General features: G+C 74.0%; 20 protein-coding genes. 16 read left to right on the top strand and 4 right to left on the bottom strand.

Annotated elements, in window-relative coordinates; genetic code table 11:
• Nucleotides 1-33 precede the first annotated feature (33 nt).
• From RDV89_RS13110 to RDV89_RS13040, 15 genes are all read left to right on the top strand, one after another.
• The gene (locus RDV89_RS13110; protein WP_315733500.1) at nt 34-1,758 is read left to right on the top strand and encodes a PucR family transcriptional regulator; all 1,725 of its coding nucleotides are present in this window, start codon (nt 34-36) and stop codon (nt 1,756-1,758) included.
• A gap of 159 nt (nt 1,759-1,917) precedes the next feature.
• Complete coding sequence (locus RDV89_RS13105) at nt 1,918-3,330, top strand: uracil-xanthine permease family protein (protein ID WP_438823281.1); 1,413 nt, start codon at nt 1,918-1,920, stop codon at nt 3,328-3,330.
• A 79-nt stretch (nt 3,331-3,409) separates the two neighbouring features.
• Entirely contained in the window at nt 3,410-4,339 is a 930-nt protein-coding gene (locus RDV89_RS13100) for an FAD binding domain-containing protein (protein WP_315733498.1), read from the top strand.
• A complete protein-coding gene (locus RDV89_RS13095) occupies nt 4,336-4,905 on the top strand; it encodes a (2Fe-2S)-binding protein (protein WP_315733497.1) in 570 nt (189 codons plus the stop codon). The genes RDV89_RS13100 and RDV89_RS13095 overlap by 4 nt, the downstream gene beginning before the upstream one ends.
• The gene (cutA, locus tag RDV89_RS13090; protein WP_315733496.1) at nt 4,902-7,397 is read left to right on the top strand and encodes an aerobic carbon-monoxide dehydrogenase large subunit; all 2,496 of its coding nucleotides are present in this window, start codon (nt 4,902-4,904) and stop codon (nt 7,395-7,397) included. The genes RDV89_RS13095 and cutA overlap by 4 nt, the downstream gene beginning before the upstream one ends.
• Complete coding sequence (locus tag RDV89_RS13085; protein ID WP_315733495.1) at nt 7,394-8,104, top strand: SRPBCC family protein; 711 nt, start codon at nt 7,394-7,396, stop codon at nt 8,102-8,104. The genes cutA and RDV89_RS13085 overlap by 4 nt, the downstream gene beginning before the upstream one ends.
• Nucleotides 8,104-9,030, top strand: a complete 927-nt coding sequence (locus RDV89_RS13080) for a carbon-nitrogen hydrolase family protein (RefSeq protein WP_315733494.1) — start codon at nt 8,104-8,106, stop codon at nt 9,028-9,030. Before RDV89_RS13085 ends, RDV89_RS13080 begins: the two co-directional genes overlap by 1 nt.
• Before the next feature lie 51 nt (nt 9,031-9,081).
• On the top strand, nt 9,082-9,918 hold the full coding sequence (locus tag RDV89_RS13075; RefSeq protein WP_315733493.1) for an ABC transporter ATP-binding protein: 837 nt from the start codon (nt 9,082-9,084) through the stop codon (nt 9,916-9,918).
• Nucleotides 9,919-10,064: 146 nt separating this feature from the next.
• The gene (locus RDV89_RS13070; protein WP_315733492.1) at nt 10,065-10,460 is read left to right on the top strand and encodes a cupin domain-containing protein; all 396 of its coding nucleotides are present in this window, start codon (nt 10,065-10,067) and stop codon (nt 10,458-10,460) included.
• Between the two features lie 177 nt (nt 10,461-10,637).
• Nucleotides 10,638-11,147, top strand: coding sequence for a dimethylamine monooxygenase subunit DmmA family protein (locus RDV89_RS13065; RefSeq protein WP_315733491.1), 510 nt, complete (start codon nt 10,638-10,640; stop codon nt 11,145-11,147).
• Nucleotides 11,144-12,136: a PDR/VanB family oxidoreductase gene (locus RDV89_RS13060; RefSeq protein WP_315733490.1), complete on the top strand. Its 993-nt coding sequence runs from the start codon at nt 11,144-11,146 to the stop codon at nt 12,134-12,136. The genes RDV89_RS13065 and RDV89_RS13060 overlap by 4 nt, the downstream gene beginning before the upstream one ends.
• On the top strand, nt 12,133-13,176 hold the full coding sequence (locus RDV89_RS13055) for a heme-dependent oxidative N-demethylase family protein (protein WP_315733489.1): 1,044 nt from the start codon (nt 12,133-12,135) through the stop codon (nt 13,174-13,176). The genes RDV89_RS13060 and RDV89_RS13055 overlap by 4 nt, the downstream gene beginning before the upstream one ends.
• A gap of 30 nt (nt 13,177-13,206) precedes the next feature.
• Nucleotides 13,207-14,568 (top strand): ammonium transporter, encoded by a 1,362-nt coding sequence (locus RDV89_RS13050; protein WP_315733488.1) that lies wholly within the window; start codon nt 13,207-13,209, stop codon nt 14,566-14,568.
• A 112-nt stretch (nt 14,569-14,680) separates the two neighbouring features.
• Nucleotides 14,681-15,283 carry a hypothetical protein gene (locus tag RDV89_RS13045; RefSeq protein ID WP_315733487.1) on the top strand — a complete coding sequence of 201 codons (603 nt, stop codon included), beginning with the start codon at nt 14,681-14,683 and terminating at the stop codon, nt 15,281-15,283.
• Nucleotides 15,284-15,453: 170 nt separating this feature from the next.
• Nucleotides 15,454-16,929: a PepSY-associated TM helix domain-containing protein gene (locus RDV89_RS13040; RefSeq protein WP_315733486.1), complete on the top strand. Its 1,476-nt coding sequence runs from the start codon at nt 15,454-15,456 to the stop codon at nt 16,927-16,929.
• Between the two features lie 21 nt (nt 16,930-16,950).
• Here the strand turns inward: RDV89_RS13040 and RDV89_RS13035 are convergent, their stop codons facing one another.
• Nucleotides 16,951-17,235 (bottom strand): helix-turn-helix domain-containing protein, encoded by a 285-nt coding sequence (locus tag RDV89_RS13035; RefSeq protein ID WP_315733485.1) that lies wholly within the window; start codon nt 17,233-17,235, stop codon nt 16,951-16,953.
• 66 nt (nt 17,236-17,301) lie between these two features.
• Here RDV89_RS13035 and map point away from each other — a divergent pair, with 66 nt between their 5' ends.
• On the top strand, nt 17,302-18,102 hold the full coding sequence (gene map / locus RDV89_RS13030) for a type I methionyl aminopeptidase (protein ID WP_315733484.1): 801 nt from the start codon (nt 17,302-17,304) through the stop codon (nt 18,100-18,102).
• On the opposite strand, the gene RDV89_RS13025 is transcribed toward map, so the two are convergent.
• From RDV89_RS13025 to RDV89_RS13015, 3 genes are read right to left on the bottom strand one after another with little or no spacing between them, the layout of a single operon-like run.
• Entirely contained in the window at nt 18,092-18,700 is a 609-nt protein-coding gene (locus RDV89_RS13025) for a DUF4303 domain-containing protein (RefSeq protein WP_315733483.1), read from the bottom strand. The genes map and RDV89_RS13025 overlap by 11 nt on opposite strands.
• Complete coding sequence (locus RDV89_RS13020) at nt 18,697-18,957, bottom strand: DUF3099 domain-containing protein (protein ID WP_315733482.1); 261 nt, start codon at nt 18,955-18,957, stop codon at nt 18,697-18,699. The genes RDV89_RS13025 and RDV89_RS13020 overlap by 4 nt, the downstream gene beginning before the upstream one ends.
• Nucleotides 18,958-18,960: 3 nt before the next feature.
• The gene (locus tag RDV89_RS13015) at nt 18,961-19,128 is read right to left on the bottom strand and encodes a hypothetical protein (RefSeq protein WP_315733481.1); all 168 of its coding nucleotides are present in this window, start codon (nt 19,126-19,128) and stop codon (nt 18,961-18,963) included.
• Between the last annotated feature and the right edge of the window lie 107 nt (nt 19,129-19,235).

Raw genomic sequence — 19,235 nt, 5'->3', positions numbered from 1 at the left:
GATCCGGCCGATTCTTCCCGAAACCTGTCAGCGGTGTTCGAGCGCCGGGTGCAGGAGTCCTGGGGGTACGGCATCTCCGTGGCCGAGATGCTCGAGCTGCCTGCGCTGGCCGGGATCGCCTGCGTCGCCGGGGCCGAGGGCCTGGTGCGGCGCATCGAGCGGCTCAACGTGATGGAGGTGCCCGACATCGCGCCCTGGGTGCGCGAGCGGGAGCTGCTGCTGACGACCGGCTACCCCGTCCGCGAGCGCCCCGAGGCGCTGGTCGAGCTGGTCCGCGACCTGCACGAGCGGGGTGCGGCCGGCCTCGCGGTGAAGCTGGGTCGCTACCTCGACGAGGTGCCGCCGGGCGCGCTCGAGGAGGCCGACCGCCTCGGCATCCCGCTGCTGACGCTGCCCGCGATCGGCTTCGACGAGGTGCTGACCGTCGTGCTCTCCGAGGTGCTCGACCGCCAGAGCGCGCTGCTGGCCCGCTCGGAGCAGCTGCACCAGGACCTGCTGCAGCGCATCGTCGCGGGGCAGGGACTCACCGACGTCGCCGCCCACGTCTCGCGGCTGGTGCGGGCCCGGATCCTGGTCACGACCGCCGACGGCCGGGTGCTCGTCGAGACCGACGCCAGCCACGGCGAGGAGGGGGTCGCGACCGTGCCGGTGCACGGCGACGGGCTGGAGCGCGACGCCACCGGCCGGGTGCGGGTCGAGGACCTCTCCTACGGCTTCACGGACGGCGACCCGGCGCGGATCGTCGTGCCCGTGGTCGCGGGGCGCCACGACCACGGCCGGATGATCGCCACGGCGGTCGACGCCCCCCTCTCCCGCACCGACGAGCACGCGCTGCAGCGGGCCGCGACGGTCGTGGCGCTGAGCATCACGAAGCAGCGCGAGCTGGCCGCGGTGGAGAGCAAGTACGAGGGCGACTTCCTGCGTGACGTCGTGGCCGGCACGGCCGGCGACCCGGCCGAGGTGGTCGCGCGCGCCGGCATGCTGGGCTGGGACCTCGAGCGCCCCGTCGTGGTGCTCGTCGCCCAGCACGACGACCCGACGCCGCACTTCCGTCCCGACGCGGGCGCGTCGCCGCCGCAGGACCGCTTCATCTCGGCCTGGCGCTCGGTGGTGCGCGCCCACGACCCGACGTCGGCGGTCGTCGGCCTCAGCAGCGAGGTGGTGGCCGTCCTGGGGGTGCCGACGGGCTTCGACGGCGACGCGGAGGAGTTCGTACGCCCGTTCGTCACCCGGGTGACCGGCGACGGCGGCGGGGGGCGGCGCACGTTCTGCACCGGGCTCTCGCGCCTGTGCCACGACGTGGCCGACCTGCCGGCCGCCTACGAGCAGGCGCGCAGCGCCGTGCGCGTCGGGCGCTGGCTGCACGGTCCGGGTGCGCTGGTCGAGTTCGACTCCCTCGGCATCCACCGGCTGCTCAGCCTCGTCTCGGACCCGGCGGAGCTCGCCGAGTTCGTCGAGGACACGCTCGGCTCGCTGGTCTCCGACGAGCCCGACAAGGTCGAGCTGCGCCAGACGCTGCAGGCGCTGCTCGACCACAACCTCAACGTCGCCGAGACCGCGCGCCAGATGCTCTTCCACTACAACACGCTGCGCTACCGCATCACGAAGCTCGAGCGGATGATCGGTCCCTTCACGACCGACCCCCACCTGCGTCTTAACGTGGCCGTAGCACTCCAGGCCCTCACGTTGCGCTCCGTCGACGAGCGTGTTTCGGGCAAGGCCTCCTTGTCGACAACGCACAATAAGCCGGTGCGATGATGGCAAGGATGGATGATGGCGTCGCGCTGAGGTCTTCGTAGTGTCGGCTCCACGCCGCACGGATGTGGCCCACGACACCCCCGAGCACTCGCTCCACTGGTCGGCACTGGGCTCTCGGCAGACGTTGCGCGAGACCCCGAGAGGAGACCTGCCATGGCCTTGAAGTGGAAGCTCTACGCCGGCGGCAGCACGCCCGGTGACGGGGCCGTCGTGGCCCCCGACGAGCGGCTGTCCTGGCCCCGGACGATCGGCCTGGGCGCCCAGCACGTCGTCGCCATGTTCGGCGCGACGTTCGTGTTCCCGATCATCATGGGGCTCAACCCCCAGCTCGCCGTGCTCATGTCCGGCGTCGCGACGATCCTGTTCCTGCTGATCGTCAACGACAAGATCCCGTCCTACCTGGGCACCAGCGCCGCGTTCGTCGCGGCCGCGGGCGCGATCCGCGCCCAGGGCGGCGAGAGCTCCGACGTCACCGGCGCGATCCTCGTCGCCGGAGTGATCCTGTTCGGCATCGGCGTGGTCGTGCACTTCCTCGGCGGTCGGCTGATCGACAAGGTGCTGCCGCCGGCGGTCACCGGCGCCGTCGTGATGCTGATCGGCTTCAACCTGGCTCCGGTCGTCGCCGACATCTACTGGCCGGCCGACCAGTGGACCGCGCTGGCCACGATGATCTTCGTCATCGTCGTCTCGGTCGTGCTGCGCGGGTTCATCTCCCGCGTCGCGGTCCTGCTCGGCCTGCTGTTCGGCACGGCGTTCTCCTACCTCCTCGACGTCGTCTCGGGCCCGCTCACCACGGCCGACGGCTCGGAGGCCGACCGGATCAACTTCAGCGCCGTCGGTGACGCCGCCTGGATCGGTCTGCCGGAGAGCATCACGCAGCCGGACGGCACCGTCCTCTCGGGTGCGCACCTGCCGACCTTCAGCGCCACCTTCATCCTGCTCATCGTCCCGGGCGTGATCGCCCTGGTCGCCGAGAACGCCGGCCACGTCAAGGCCGTCGAGGAGATGACCAAGCGCGACCTCAACCCCTACATGGGCCGGGCGTTCATGGGCGACGGCGCGGGCACCGCGCTGGCCGGCTTCGTCGGCGGCTCGCCGACCACGACGTACGCCGAGAACATCGGCGTCATGGCCGCCACCCGGGTCTACTCGACCGCGACCTACTACGTCGCCGCGCTGGTCGCCATCCTGTTCGGCTTCTCGCCGAAGTTCGGTGCGGTCGTCTCGGCCGTCCCCAGCGGTGTGCTGGGCGGTATCACGGTGGTCCTGTACGGCATGATCGGCCTGCTCGGCGCGAAGATCTGGGTCGACAACAAGGTCTCGTTCGGCAGCCCGCTCAACCTGGTCCCGCTCGCGGCCGGCCTCGTGATCGGCATCGGCGACGTGGCGCTGGTCTTCACCGACAGCTTCTCGATCACCGGCATCGCGCTGGGCACGATCGTCACGATCGTCGCGTACCACGCGGTGAAGCCCTTCGCCCCGAAGGACTGGCTGGGCGACACCCCGGCCGACGACCGCGCCGGCACGCCCGGCCCGACCGGCGGCCCGGCGGAAGGCCCCGTCACGCACTGATCGACGCAACCGCAGAACACGGACGTCACACGGGGAGGCTCGCAGGAGGGTGCGAGCCTCCCCTCCGGACAGGGAGACCATGAAGACTCCGAAGTTCACGTACCACGCACCCCGCACGGTCGCGGAGGCGCTCGACCTGCTGGCCGAGCACGACGCGGACGGGAAGGTGCTCGCCGGCGGTCAGAGCCTGATCCCGGTGATGGCGATGCGGCTGGCCTCGCCGGCCCACCTCGTCGACATCAACCACCTCACGGACGAGCTGGGCGGGCTGCACGTCGACGCCGAGGGCGCCCACGTCGGAGCCCTCGTGCGGCACTCCCGCCTCGAGTCCGACGCCGCGACGGCCCGCGCCGTCCCGCTGGTCGGCCAGGCCCTGCGCCACGTCGCCCACCCGACCATCCGCAACCGCGGCACCACCGTCGGCAGCCTCGCGCACGCCGACCCGTCGGCGGAGATGCCGACCGTCCTGACCCTCCTCGGCGGCCACGTCGTCGCCCGCTCGGTGCGCGGCGAGCGCGCCATCGAGGCGGCCGACTTCTTCGTCGGCCCGATGGAGTCGTGCCTGGCCTACGACGAGCTGGCCGTCTCGGCCCTCTTCCCGGCGCCCGTGGGCCGCTTCGGCACGGCGTTCGACGAGATCACCCGTCGCCACGGCGACTACGCCCTGTGCGGCGCCGGGGTCGTCGCGACGCTCGACGAGGCCGAGCAGCTGACCTCGCTGAAGGTCTCGCTGGTCTCGATCAGCGACCTGCCCGAGGTGATCGACCTGACCGACCTGGTGCAGGGCACCGCCTACGACGAGGTCGACCACGATGTCGTCGCCCAGCGCGTGCGCGACGTCGTCGACCCCGCCGCCGACATCCACGCGAGCGCCGACTTCCGCCGCCACCTGGCCTTCGTGCTCACCCGGCGCCTCACCCGTGAGGCCGCCGAACGAGCCCTCGCGGCGTCCCCCGACGCCGCCGACGCGTCCGCCCCGTCCCCCCGCACGGCAGGAGCCCCCTCATGACGAGCACCCACCAGCCCACCGAGACGGGCGAGCAGCGTGCGAGCGTGCGGGTGCGGGTCAACGGCGTGCCCCGGGGGCTGGACCTGCCGGTGCGGCGCACCCTGTGCGACGCGCTGCGCCAGGACCTGGAGCTGACCGGTACGCACGTCGGCTGCGAGCACGGCGTGTGCGGCGCCTGCACCGTGCTGCTCGACGGCGAGCCGGTGCGCAGCTGCCTGATGCTGGCGGTCTCCGCCGACGGCCACGACGTGACCACGGTCGAGGGCCTCACCGAGGCCGACGGCTCCCTGAGCCCGACCCAGCAGGCGTTCGTCGACTGCCACGGCCTGCAGTGCGGCTTCTGCACCCCGGGCTTCCTCACGACCATCAGCGCGTTCGTGCGCGACAACCCGGAGCCGACGCCGGAGGAGGCCCGCGAGGCCATCGGCGGCAACCTGTGCCGCTGCACCGGCTACCAGAACATCGTCGCCTCGGTGCTGCGCGCCGCGGAGATCACCCGCGAGCGGGCCGCCGACAGCGGCGCCGACGTCGGGACCGGGACGGACACCGAGGAGGACGCCCGATGAGCACGAGCGCCTTCGGCGAGCCGGTCAAGCGCACCGAGGACCCGCGCCTGGTCACCGGCAAGGGCCGCTACGTCGACGACATCGGCGACGACCGCACGCTGCACGCCGCGTTCGTGCGCAGCCCGCACGCCCGCGCGCGGATCCGCGACATCGACCCGTACGACGCGTACGAGGTCGACGGCGTGGTCGCCGTCTACACCTGGGACGACCTGCAGGGCCCGGCCGCCGAGCCGCTGCCGCTGCTGATCCCGCACCCCGACCTGACCCACCCGCGCACGGGGTACGCCCTGGCGCGCGACCAGGTGAACCACGTCGGCGAGGCCATCGTCATGGTGGTGGCCCGCGACCGCTACGTCGCCGAGGACGCGGCGGGCCTGGTCAAGATCGACTACGAGGTGCTGAAGCCCGTGGTCGGGCTGCGCAAGGCCGCGGCCGGCGAGGAGCTCGTCTACGACGACATCCCGGGCAACGCGGCCGCGGTCTCGACCCAGGCGTACGGCGACGCCGCGTCGCAGGTCGCCGACGCGCCCCACCGCCTGCAGTTCGAGTGGGACATCGAGCGCAGCGCCTGCATGCCCATGGAGGGCAAGGGCGTGCACGCCCGCTGGGACGCGCACGAGGAGAAGCTGACGCTGTGGACGGCGACGCAGACGTCGACCGGCGTGCGCGGCGCGGTCTCCGCCAAGCTCGGCCTCGACCTGACGCAGGTCGACGTGATCACGCCCGACGTGGGCGGCGGCTTCGGCGTCAAGATCGTGCACCCGTGGCCCGAGGAGATCATGGTCCCGTGGGCCGCGATCCGCCTCGGCCGGGACGTGAAGTGGACCGAGGACCGCCGCGAGCACTTCGTCTCGAGCGCCCACGAGCGCGCCCAGCTGCTCACGGTGGACGTGGGCTTCGACGACGACGGCCGGGTCCTGGGCCTCGAGGTCGACATCCTGCACGACCACGGGGCGTACATCCCGTACGGCCTGATCGTGCCGATCAACGCCTCCACCCAGCTGCTGGGGCCCTACCGCCCCGGGGCGTACCGGGTGACGTTCACCAGCCTCTACACCAACACCGTGCTGGTCACGCCGTACCGCGGCGCCGGCCGCCCCCAGGGCGTCTACGCCATGGAGCGCACGATGGACCGGATCGCGCAGTACCTCGGCAAGGACCGCCTCGACGTGCGCGCGGCGAACTTCATCCAGCCCGAGGACTTCCCGGTCGACTTCGGCCTGATGTTCCAGGACGGTCGCCCGCTGCGCTACGACTCCGGCAACTACCCCGCGCTCGCCGAGAAGCTGCGCGCGCTGGTGGGCTGGGACGACTTCGAGAAGTTCCGTGACGAGGCGCGCGCCGAGGGACGCCAGGTCGGCATCGGCCTCGGCTTCTACGTCGAGGGCACCGGCCCCGGCCCCTACGAGGGCGGGCACGTCCAGGTGCTGACGTCGGGCAAGGTCAAGGTCGCCACGGGCATCACGTCGCAGGGCCAGGGCCACCAGACCGCGTTCGCGCAGATCGTCGCGACCGAGCTGGGCGTGCCGTTCGAGGACGTCATCGTGACCACCGGCGACACGCGTCGCTTCGGCTACTCGGTGGGCACGTTCGCCTCCCGCGGCGCCGTGATGAGCGGCAGCGCGATCGCGCTGGCGGCCCGCAAGGTGCGCGAGCGCACGCTGCGGCTCGCGGCCGACGCGCTCGAGGCCGACCCCGGCGACCTCGAGATCGTGGACGGCATGGTGCAGGTCAAGGGCGACCCGTCGACGGCGGTGGGCATCGGCACGGTCGCGGTGCTGTCCAACCCGCTGCGGTACGCCTTCGACGAGGCCAGCAAGGCGGCCACCCAGTTCAGCGGCGGTCCCGTCGACTACTCGCAGCCCCCCGTCGCCCCGGGCGGCAAGCCCGGTCTCGACGAGACCGACTACTACTCGCCGCCCTACTCGACCTTCGCGGCCGGCGCGCACGCCGTGATCGTGGAGACCGACCCGGACACCGCGGAGATCACGATCCTCAAGTACGCCGTCGTGCACGACTGCGGGAAGATGATCAACCCGCGCATCGTCGAGGGGCAGATCCACGGCGGTGTCGCCCAGGGCGTGGGCGGCGCGCTGTACGAGGTCATGGCGTACGACGAGGCGGGCCAGCTCGCGAACGCGTCGTTCATGGACTTCCTCATGCCCTACGTCTCCGAGGTGCCGACGTCGATCGACATCGACCACCTCGAGACCCCGTCGCCCCTGAACCCGCTGGGGATCAAGGGCGCGGGCGAGGCGGGCGTCATCCCGACCAGCGCGGCCATCGCGGCCGCGATCGAGGACGCGGAGGGCATCCCGATCGTGCGGATGCCCATCTCGCCCTCGGAGCTCTTCGACCTGCGGCGGGCCGAGCGCCCCGAGCCGCTGGTCAACACCATGCCGGGCACCGGCAGCGTGCGCTGGGTCGCCCCCGGCAGCGTCCCCGGCGCCCTCCCGACCGACAGCCAGACCGAGAGTGAGGCACGCGCGTGAAGGTCTCAGGCGAAGCCATCCTGACCAGCGACATCGACGCCCTGTGGGCGGCGTTCAACGACCCGGAGGTCCTGGTCGCCACGATCCCGGGGTGCCAGCGCCTCGAGACCGTCGAGGACGACTCCTACCGCATGACGATCAGCGCCGGCGTCGCCGCGATCCGCGGCACCTACGAGGGCGAGGTGCACCTCAAGGACAAGCGCGAGCCCGGCTACCTCAAGATGGTGGCCTCCGGGGCCGGCGGCCCCGGCACGATCCAGGTCGAGGTCGACGTGGACCTGCAGCCCGAGGGCTCGGGCACGAAGATCGCCTTCGTCGCCGACGCCGTCGTCGGCGGCATGATCGGCGGCGTCAGCCAGCGGATGCTCGCCAGCGTCGGCAAGCGGCTCGCGGCCGAGTTCTTCAAGGCGGTCGACGACCACCTGACGAACGGCCCGGTCGCCGCGCCGGCCGGACCGACGGCCGGCGCCATCAGCGAGACCGACCGCTCCGCCGCGCAGACCGCCGAGGGCGGGGCCGGCAACGCCGCCGCGGGGGAGAGCACCTCCTCGTCGGCCCCGCGCACGTTCGCCCGCCCCGGTGCGGCGGCGACGACCCCGGCCGCCGTGGGCTCGCCCGACGCGTTCCTCAAGGGGGCGCTCACGGGCGCCGCCCTCGTCCTCGCCGGCGTCGTCGCCGGCGCCCTGCTGTCGCGGAGGAGCTCCTGATGCGTGACGTGACCGTGGCCGCCGTGCAGGTGGCCCCCGACTCCTCGCCGCTGAGCGTGGAGACGATCGCCGGCAACACCGAGCGTGCGCTCGACCAGGTCGCCCGCGCCGTCGAGGCCACCGGCGCCGAGCTGCTCGTGCTGCCGGAGACGGTGACCACCGGCTTCGGGCCGGCCATGGGTCCCGAGGAGCTGTGGGACCTCCTGAGGAGCGCCCCGGGTGCGGGCACCGAGCCGTACACCGCGCTGGCCCAGCGCCTCGGCATCCACCTGGTGTGGGGGGCGTACGAGCCGGGCGAGCAGCGCGGCGTCGTCTACAACTCCGCGCACCTGGCCGGCCCCGACGGCACGGTGCTCGGGACCTACCACAAGACCCACCCGTTCTGCAGCGAGGACGTGGAGCGCGGGGGCTGGGTGACGCGCGGCGAGCACGTCACCGTCGTCGAGACGGAGATCGGTGCCATCGGCATGATCATCTGCTTCGACGGCGACTACCCCGAGCTGTCGCGGATCAACGCGGTCAAGGGCGCCGAGATCATCGCGCGGCCCTCCGCGCTGCTGCGCAGCGCCGACCTGTGGGAGCTGACCACGCGGGCGCGGGCGTACGACAACCACGTGTACGTCGTCGCCTCCAACGCGACCGGTGTCGACCCCGCGGGCGCGCCGTACTTCGGCAACTCGATGATCGTCACCCCGATCGCCGAGGTCGTCGGACGGGCGGCCAGCCACGAGGGCTGGGTCAGCGCCCGGCTGCACCCCGACGAGGCGATGGCCCGGCTCACCCCCGGCTCCAGCGTCGCGCAGCGCTGGGACCACCTCGAGGAGCGCAACCTGGCGCTGCTGGCCAACTACGCCGAGGAGCTGGCCGGTCCCGCGACCACCCGGTTCCCGGTGGGTGGACCGGCCGCCCGGCCCGACGCGTCGTAGGACTACCGTTCACGGTGCCCACCACCCCGTCCTGACGAGGAGCTCCCTGCCGTGACGACCGCCGCGGTCCTGTCCACGACGTCCGACGCGACGACCTCCGAGGCGGGCGCCCCGCCCGTCCTCGAGCTCGAGGCCGTCACGCTGCGACGCAACGGCAAGGAGCTGCTCGGCGGCGTGGACCTGCGGGTGCGCCAGGGCGAGCACTGGGCGGTGCTGGGCTCCAACGGCGCCGGCAAGAGCACGATCCTCAGCCTGTGCGGGGCGCAGAACCACCCGACGTCGGGCACCGTCCGGATCCTCGGCCACCAGCTCGGCCGCATCGACGTGCAGACGCTGCGGCGGATGATCGGGCACGTGAACCCGCGGCACACCGCGGGCGCCTCGCTGACCGTCGAGCAGGTCGTGCTCACCGGGCTGACCGGTTCGGCCGACCTGCCGCGGCGCTGGGAGCCGACGCCCGACGAGGCGTCCCGCGTGCACGAGCTGCTCGCGCGGGTCGGGATGGCCACGCGTGCGGGGGAGCGGTGGCCGACCCTGTCGCAGGGCGAGCGGGGCCGTACGCTCATCGCGCGCGCCCTGGTGGGCCGCCCCGGGCTGCTGCTGCTCGACGAGCCGACCACCGGGCTCGACCTGGCGGCCCGCGAGCAGTTCCTCGCCGCGGTCGACGACGTCGTGGCCGAGGATCCGACGGCCTCGACCGTGCTGGTCACCCACCACCTCGAGGAGCTGCCCCGCACGACCAGCCACGCCGCGCTCGTGCGCGGCGGCGTGCTCGTCGCGGCCGGGCCGGTCGACGAGGTCCTGACCAGCGAGCTGGTCAGCGCGGCCTTCGACCACCCGATCCAGGTGGGTCGCCTCAACGGTCGCTGGCACGCGACCTCGGCGTAGGCCCGCGCCCTCTCCCTCCTCGCCGTGGCGGGGCCTGCCGTCGGCGGGCCCCGTCACGCGATCGTTACGTCGCGTCGGACGGCGCGAAACCTGGCATGAGTTTCATCAGAGCGGACATCGTTTCCTGCTGTGATTGGAGCCCCGCCGTGACGACCACACCCGACGCCCCCGCCGCCACCACCCCCGTTCCCGCGTTCCGGGTCACCGCCGGCGCCTGGGAGGGCCTGCCGCGGATGACCGACTTCCCGCAGGCCGAGGGCTACATCGGCGACGTCTACGAGAACCCCGAGGGCAGCACGATGTGCTCCGGCTTCTTCGAGCTCAAGCACACCGACGAGCCGCTGGTCTACCTCTACGAGTACGACGAGATGAAGGTCGTGCTCGAGGGCGAGTTCCTCCTCGAGAACGTGGACACCGGGCAGCGGACCGTCGCCCGGGCGAAGGACGCGATCTTCTTCCCGAAGGGCTCGCGGATCGCGTTCTCGACGCCGTCGTACGCCCTGGCGTTCTACGCCGGCGACCGCGACGCGACGCTGCTCTGACGGGCTCCGCAGGGCTGCGCGGGAGGTCGTCGTGAGCCAAATCACGGGGATCCACGGGGGTGACGTGGACGTGGAACAGGCGCTTCACGGCGCGGAAACGAGCCACGTGTCGACTGGGCGCACCGCCCGCGAGCAGCGGGCTCCGCGCCGGACGAGGGGAGGGTGGTCGTGGTCAGCATGAGCCAGACCAGCGTGCCGCGCTGGGCGTGGGACGACGAGGCGCCCCTCGAGGCACCCGACCCGCGCGGGCGCACCTTCACGCTCCTCGTCCTGCCCGGGGCCCGGGTGGTGGCCGACGCCTGGGCGGAGGCCTTGGCCGGCCGCGCGGTGCGACGGCACGACTGCCCCGACGCCGACGCGGCGGTCGCGGCGCTGCGCGCCGACCTGGCGACCGCCCGGGTCGGCCACCGCGTGCTCGTGGCGGGCTCGGCGCGGGAGTGCCTCGCCGTGCGGGGCGCCGGTGTGCGGGCCGGCCTGGCCGACGACGAGATGACCTTCGGGGTCCTCGACACCGCCGAGCGGGCGGTGTGGTGCGTGCACTGCGACACCACGAACCTCGCCGCGGCCGCGATCGACGACGTCGTCGCCTGCACCGGGTGCGGACGCCGCCTGCTCGTCTACCCGCACGTCTCGCGCCGCACCGGCGCGCACCTCGGCTTCATGGTGGACGCGGAGACCGCCGCGTGAGCGCCCGTCTCGACCTCGTCGTGGCGACGGTCGACGACTCCGTCCCGGGCACCCGGTCGCTGACCCTCGTGGCGCCCGGGGGAGGGCGGCTGCCCTCCTACACGCCCGGCAGCCACCTCGTGATCGACGTGCCGGCCGGTGAGGGACGCGCCCGCCGCGGCGCGAACGCGTACTCCCTGACGGGCGAGAGCATCGACCCGCAGCACTACGCCGTCTCCGTGCTGCGCTGCGCACCCGCCGCCGAGGGCGGTACGGCGGCGGGCGGGTCCGCCTGGGTGCACGGTCTCGCCGTCGGCGACCGCGTCACCGCGACCCCGCCCCGCAGCGCCTTCGCGCCCGTCCACCGGGCCACCCGGCACCTCTTGGTGAGCGCCGGCATCGGCATCACCCCGCTGCTCTCGCACCTGCGCTCCCACGTGCGGTGGGGCCGCGACGTCGAGCTGGTCCACGTGTGCCGCGACGGCCGGGGCGCCCACGTCGACGAGCTGGCGCAGCTCGCCGGCGACCGGGTGACGGTGCTGCACGACCGCGCCGACCTGGCGGCGGACCTCGCGGTCCGCCTGGCCGACCAGCCCCTCGGCACGCACCTCTACACCTGCGGGCCGCCCGGGTTCATGGACGCCGTCGTCGCCACCGCGACCGACCTCGGCTGGCCCGCCAGCCGGGTGCACCTCGAGCCCTTCGGCGTCGAGGCGCTCGACCCCGGCGAGCCGTTCACGGTCGGGCTCGGCGGCGAGGTCGTCGAGGTGCCGTCCGGCACCAGCCTGCTCGAGGCCCTCGAGGACGCCGGTCGCGTGGTGCCGAACCTCTGCCGCCAGGGCGTCTGCGGCGAGTGCCGCGTCCCGGTCGCGGCCGGGAGCAGCCCGGTGCTGCACCGCGACCTGTTCCTGTCCGACGACGAGCGGGCCCGCGGCGACGTCGTGATGGCCTGCGTCTCCCGCGCCCTGCCCGCGGCCGACGGCCGCGCCCACCTGGAGGTGGCCCTGTGACCCTCGCCGCGACCCCGCGCACGCCCGCCCCGGCCGGCGACCTGGCCCGCGACCTGGTCGCCGGGTTCCCGTTCCCCTTCCCGCAGCCCACCTACCGCTACTCCACCAACGTCGAGCCCGCGCGGGGGACGGTGACGACGCCGGCCGGGCAGTGGGGCGACGTCGTCGTGGACGTCGACTCCGCGTACGCCCACGAGCTGGCGCAGCGGGCCGACATCCTGCGGCGCGACCCGTCGCGGTACGCCGTGCTGCCGCACATGGAGGTCGCCTGCTGGGACGCGATGGTGCACCTCATGCGCGAGCTGGCGCTCGCCGACCCGACGGCCTTCTCGTTGGAGACCGTGAGCGCCCCCGGGGCCGTGCGACCGGCGTACCGCTGGCGCAACGCGCTCCTCGACGTCGACCACACCTTCACGCTCGGCGACGCCGCGACCCTGCCCGCCGAGCCGTTGGCGTGGATCGCCTCGCAGGTGCAGGAGGACGTGGTGCTCCTCGACGAGCGCGACGGCGCCCTGTTCGGCGACGCCGGCGTGGTCACCTTCGCCGCCGACTGGTCGTTCGGCTTCGACGTCGGCATGAGCTTCCTGGAGATCCACGGCCCGGTGCCGCGGATCCACTCCGAGGGCGTGATCACCCGGGCGCAGGAGTTCATCCGGCGCCTGCAGCCGAACGAGACCTACCGACGCACCAACTGGACGCTCACGATCGGGCGCCGCCTCGACGTGTCGACCGAGCTCTACCCCGAGTGGGGCCCGGACCGCACGTGGGTGCAGACCGTCGACGACGCCACGTTCGGCGAGGTCGTGCACCTGCGCACCGAGGTGCAGCACCTCATCCGGCTGCCGGAGTCGGGCGCCGTCATGTTCCTCATCCGCAGCTACCTGCTGCCCTTCGCCGAGCTCGCGCTCGTCGAGCCGTGGCGGGTGCGCACCGCGGAGGTGCTCGCCGAGCTGCCCGAGGACATGGCCGACTACAAGGGCGTCGCCACCTACCGCCATCGCGCCGCAGCGTGGCTGCGCGAGCACGGATCCACCCGCTGACCCGTCTCGGAGAGACCGAAGGAGAACCGCATGCCCGCAGCAGACGTCGCGTGGATGCTCGCCGCGATGGCGCTCGTCATCATCATGTTCCCGGGCATCGCCCTGTTCTACGGGGGCATGGTCGGCAGCAAGAACGCGCTCAACATGATCATGATGACGATGAGCACGCTCGCCACGGTGACCGTCCTCTACGTCCTGTTCGGCCACGGCCTCGTGGTCGGCGACTCCGTCGGCGGGCTCGGCCTCATCGGCAACCCCGACGGCTACCTTGGGTTCCTCGGGATCTACGACGACCCGGGCGAGGCGCAGCTGGTCGACCCGTACTGGTTCGCGTTCTACATCCTGTTCGCCGCGATCACGGTCGCCATCGTCGCCTCCGGTGCGGTCGGGCGGATGAAGTTCGGCGGCTGGCTCGTGTTCTCGATGGTCTGGGTGACCGTCGTGTACTTCCCGCTCGGCCACTGGGTCTTCGCCTTCGACGGTGACGGCACGCAGGGCGGCTGGATGCGCAACGACCTCGGCCTGCACGACTACGCCGGAGGCACCGCCGTGCACATGTCCGCGGGCCTCGGCGCGCTGGCGCTCGCGATGGTGCTCGGTCCCCGCAAGAACATGGGCACCCGCCCCCACAACATCCCGCTGGTCCTGCTCGGCGCCGGCCTGCTGTGGATGGGCTGGTTCGGCTTCAACGGCGGCACCGCGGGCGGCGCGAACTTCCTGGCGCAGTACGCCGTGATGACGACCCTCATCGCCGGCGCCACCGGCATGATCGGCTTCTGCCTGGTCGAGAAGATCCGCGACGGCGCGCCGACCACCCTCGGCATGGCCTCCGGCATCATCGCCGGCCTCGTCGGCATCACGCCGTCGGCCGACGCGGTCGACGCCCTCGGCGCGATCGTGGTCGGCGTCGCCTCCGGCGCGTTCGTGGCCTGGGCCTGCACGTGGAAGAAGAAGCTGGGCGTGGACGAGTCGCTGGACGCATTCGCGGTGCACGGCATGGGCGGCATCGTCGGCTCGCTGTGCGTCGTGCTGATCGGCTTCGCGGGCTCGCCGGCCGGCATCCAGGGCGTCCTGCTCGGCGGCAGCTGGGACATCGCCTGGCGCGAGGTGGTCGCCATCGGCGCGACCTGCGGCTACGCGTTCGTGATGACCTGGATCGTCGCGAAGGTCCTCGACAAGACGATCGGCCTGCGCGTCGACGAGGAGAAGGAGTTCGCCGGGCTCGACCTGACCGAGCACTCGGAGACCGCCTACGACCTCGAGCGCTCCGGCGGCAGCCTCGGCGAGGCTCGCGCCGACCGCCTCACCGGCGCCCCGGGCACCGAGCGCATCGCCGCCCTCGCGCAGGAGTCCGCGGCCGCCGACGGCGCCCCGGAGAGCACGAAGGCCTGACGGCCCCGGCCGTCGCGCGGCACCCCCGCGACCCCAGGACCCCGGACCGGGGCCGACGTCACCCGTCGCCCGGTCCGGGGCCCTCGTGCCTGGTGGCGCAGAATGAGCGCCCGTGACGTCGATCGGGTGGGGGCTGCGGCTGGTGCGGGGCACCGTGCTCGCCGTCGTCGTGCTGCTCGCCGGCGTCGCGGGCCACGCCCTCGCCGGCGGCGCCCTGCCCGCGGCGGGGACGCTGCTCGCGCTGCTGCCGCCGTTCGCCGCTGCCGGCGCCCTGCTGCTGGCCCGCCGCGCCGACGCGTGGGAGACCGCGCTGCTGCTGGCCCTCGGCCAGGGAGCGCTGCACCTCGCCCTGATGCTGCTCGCGCCCGCGGGTCATGCAGCCCACGGGGCGCACGGGGCCCACGCGTCGTACGCCGCCGGCTCCCCGCTGCCGATGCTCGCCCTGCACCTCGCGGCCGCCGGCGTCGGCGGCTGGTGGCTCGCCGCCGGCGAGCGGGCGCTGGTGACCCTCACGGACCTCGCCGTCGTACGCCCGACCCGTCGCGCCCTGCACGCCTTCGTGCGGGCCCTGCTCGCCCACCTGCGCCCGCCAGCGCCCCTGAGGCCGACCCGTCCGATCGCCCCCACGTCGGCTACCCCGGCCCGGCTGCGGTGCCTGACGACGCGGCGCTGCCTGCCGCCGCGGGCGCCGCCGCTCGTCCGCGCGACCGTCTGACGACCCGCTCGTCCGACGACCGGCGCGCCGCGGGGTCGCCCGCGCCGCGCCGACGCGCGTACCCCTCCACGACGCTCCCCGCGAGCCACCGCACCCCCGACCGCCCGGCCACCCGCCGCGGTCCGGGGCCGTGCGGTGCGCCCGCCTCCCGTCGTACCCCCAGGAGTCCGATGACCACCGACACCCCCGCTCAACCCGCACCCCCCGAGGACCCACCGGCGCCGCCGCGCGCCCGCTCGTGGCGTCCGCTGCTGCTGCGGCTGCACTTCTACGCCGGCGTGCTGATCGCGCCGTTCCTGCTCGTCGCGGCGCTCAGCGGCGCGCTCTACGCGGTCACGCCGCAGGTCGAGCGCGTCGTGTACGCCGACGAGCTCACCACCGACGCCCGCGGCCCGGCCGTGCCCCTCGACGAGCAGGTCGCCGCGGCCCGCGAGGTGCAGCCCGACCTGCCGCTCGTCGCGGTGCGCCCCGCGCCCGAGCCGGGCGCCACCACCCGCGTGATGTTCGACGACGGCGAGACCGCCACGTCACGCACCCTCGCTGTGTTCGTCGACCCGGTGACCGCCGAGGTGACCGGTGAGCTGACGGCGTACGGCACCTCCGGCGCCCTGCCGCTGCGCACCTGGGTCGACGAGCTGCACCGCAGCCTGCACCTCGGGGACACGGGGCGGCTCTACTCCGAGCTCGCCGCCTCCTGGCTGTGGGTGGTCGCCCTCGCCGGGGTCGCCCTGTGGTGGACGGGGCCGCAGCGGCGCAACCGGAGGGTACGCCGCGTGCGCGGAGCCACCGGTCGGCTGCGCACCCGCGCGGTGCACGGCCTGCTCGGCACCGTCGTCGCGGTCGGCCTGGTCGGGCTCTCGGCGACGGGCCTGACCTGGTCGCAGCACGCCGGCGCCAACGTCACCGACCTGCGCGCCGCGATGGACTGGAGCACGCCGGCGGTCGTCGCCGACCTCACGCAGCCGCACGAGGGCGCCGACGAGCACGCGCACCACGGCGGCGGGCACGGCGGGCACGGGGGGCACGGGGACCACGGCACGACGGACCCGGCCGACGGGAAGGGCGCGGACGCTCCGGGTGTCGGGTTCCAGGCCGCCCTCGACGCCGCCCGGGCCGAGGGCCTCGGCACGTTCGTCGAGATCGGCCGGCCGAGCTCGGGCACGGCGACCTACGTGGTGCAGGAGATCGACCGGTCGTGGCCGGTCCAGGTCGACGCCGCGGCGGTCGACCCGGCCTCCGGCGAGGTGGTCGACGTGGTGCGCTTCGACGACTACCCGTTCATGGCCAAGCTGGCGCGCTGGGGCGTCGACGCCCACATGGGCACCCTGTTCGGCGTCGTCAACCAGGTGGTGCTGCTCGGTCTCGGCCTGGCGATCGCCGCGATGGTCGTGACGGGCTACCGGATGTGGTGGCAGCGCCGCCCCACGCGGGGCGTTGGCCGGGGCGGCCGGGTCGCTCGGGTCGGCCGGGCCCCGGCGCGCGGGGCGTGGCGCTCCGCGCCGCCGGTCGGGATCGTGCTGCTCGGCGCCGTGGCCGTCGTCGTCGGCTGGTTCCTGCCGCTGCTGGGGATCAGCCTGCTCGTGCTGCTCGGCGTCGACCTGGCGCTGGGGGCCGCCGCGGCGCGTCGGGAGAGGCGTACCGCCTGAGGCTGGGGGCCCGCGTCGGCCTCAGCCGGCGCGGGCCTCGCCCTCCTCGGCGTCGAGGTGTGCCTCGCCGCTGATCTCGGCCCACACCTCGTCGAGCGAGAGGCCGAGGACGCCGGCGATCGCGGCGACGGTGGGGAAGGCGGGCGTCGCGACGCGGCCGGACTCGATCTTGCGCAGGGTCTCGGGGGACAGGCCGGCGCTCAGCGCGGTCTCGAGCATCGGGCGCTGGCCGCGAGCACGGCGCAGCAGGGCGCCGAGCCGGCGGCCGCGCTCGACCTCGGCGGGGGAGAGGGGCAGGCGGACCATGGGACGGATAGTAGTACCGGGATAACATTCCCGGGATAGTTATCCGAACCCCTCGAAGGGACCCCCGTGATCGAGATCCTCAGCCCCGCCAAGCTGGCGCGGGCGCGCGTCACCGGCGCGCTCGTCGGCGACATCCTGGCCACGCTGCGCGAGCGCGCCGTCGTCGGCACCAACCTGCTCGAGATCGACGCCTGGGCGCGGACGATGATCGAGGAGGCGGGCGCGGACTCCTGCTACGTGGACTACGCGCCGTCCTTCGGGCGCGGCCCGTTCGGGCACCACATCTGCACGGCCGTCAACGACGCGGTGCTGCACGGCCTTCCGCACGACCGCGCCCTCGCCGACGGCGACCTGCTCACCCTCGACCTCGCGGTCTCGCTCGACGGCGTCGCGGCCGACGCCGCCGTCAGCTTCCTGGTCGGCGAGGCCCGGCCGGCCGAGAGCGTGGCGCTCATCGACGCCACCGAGCGGGCGCTGGCGGCCGCGATCGCCGTCGCCGGCCCCGACGCACGGATCGGCGACCTGTCGCACGCCATCGGGTCCGTCCTCGAGGCCGCCGGCTATCCGGTCAACCTCGAGTTCGGCGGGCACGGGATCGGCTCGACGATGCACCAGGACCCGCACGTCGCCAACGCCGGCCGACCGGGCCGCGGCTACCGTCTGCGCCCCGGGCTGGTGCTCGCGCTCGAGCCCTGGGCGATGGTCGACACGGACCGTCTCGTCACCGACCCCGACGGCTGGACCCTGCGCAGCGCGACCGGCTGCCGCACCGCCCACAGCGAGCACACCGTCGCCGTCACCGAGGACGGCGTCGAGGTCCTGACGCTGTCCTCCGCGGCTCGCGACGGCGGCGCGCTCAGGAGCTGAGGTACGCCCGCGCCGCGGCCACCAGTGCCGGCCGCGGGTGGTCGGGGTTGAGCGCGTCGAGGCTGGCCACGGTCCGGGCGAGGTCGCCGTCGGTCGTCGTCACGAACAGCACGGGCGCGCTCACCGGACGGTGCGCCGCCAGGGCTGCGCGGACCCGCTCGTCGCCGAGGGCGGCGTCCAGCAGGTCGCGCCCGCGCGTCCGCCACCGGTCGTGGTCGGGCGCGGCGTCGCCGGCGTCCGCGAGCGCGCGGCTCAGTGTCACCAGCGTCTCCGCGCCGTCGTCGGGCGCCACGTCGTCGGACGAGGCGCCCCACTCGTCGGGCCACCAGCGCAGGTACGCCGCGGCCTCGCCGTCCGTGCCGTCCTCGTCGACCGCGCCGCCGGTCAGGCGCGCCAGCGCCTCCTCGGTGTGCGCGAGGAGGTCCACCGTCATGACGTCGTCGTCGGTCGTGAGGGCCACGGCGTACAGGTGCTCGCCGGCGAGGCGGCGCAGCGTCGGGCCCAGGGTGCCGACGATCGCGGCGACGAGCCGCTCGTGCAGGTGCTCCGCCGGGGGCTCGGGGTCGTTCGCGCGGCGGGCGCCGCGACGCCACCTCACCGGTCCTCGATGCCGCGGTAGGGGTCCGGTCGGTCCGGGTCGTCGGGCCCGTCGGGGTCCGCAGCGTCGTCGTCCTGCAGCGCCCCGGCGTTCGCGACGACCGCGGCGAACGGCGGGATCAGCGCGGCGACGACGAACATGGTCATCGTCAGGCCGAACGGGAGGTGCCGACCGAACGCGGCGCCGAGCACGAACAGGCCCACGCACGTCGCCATCATGGCGACGTACGCGTGCCGTCGGCGCTCGCTGACGGCCACGGCTCAGGCCGTGGCCGTGATGGCACCACCCTGCGTCACCGACGCGCCGCTCGGGTCGCCCGGTGCGTCGCTCCCGCCCTCGTCCTGGGTCAGCGCGATCAGCACGAACGCACCGCCCACGAGCAGCAGCAGCACGAGGACCGCGGCCACGATCCAACGTCGTCCACCCATGGTTCCTCCTCGGCTCGGGTACTCCTCCTGACGGTACCCGCGGCCACCGCACCCGACCGGCCGCCGACCGGCCGCCGACCGGCCCTCGATCCGCGCGGCAGATCGTG

It is taken from the genome of Nocardioides imazamoxiresistens, assembly GCF_032378595.1.
Classification (GTDB): domain Bacteria; phylum Actinomycetota; class Actinomycetes; order Propionibacteriales; family Nocardioidaceae; genus Nocardioides; species Nocardioides imazamoxiresistens.
Note: the sequence above shows the minus strand (reverse complement) of the source record. Positions and strands in the feature narration are given on the sequence as shown.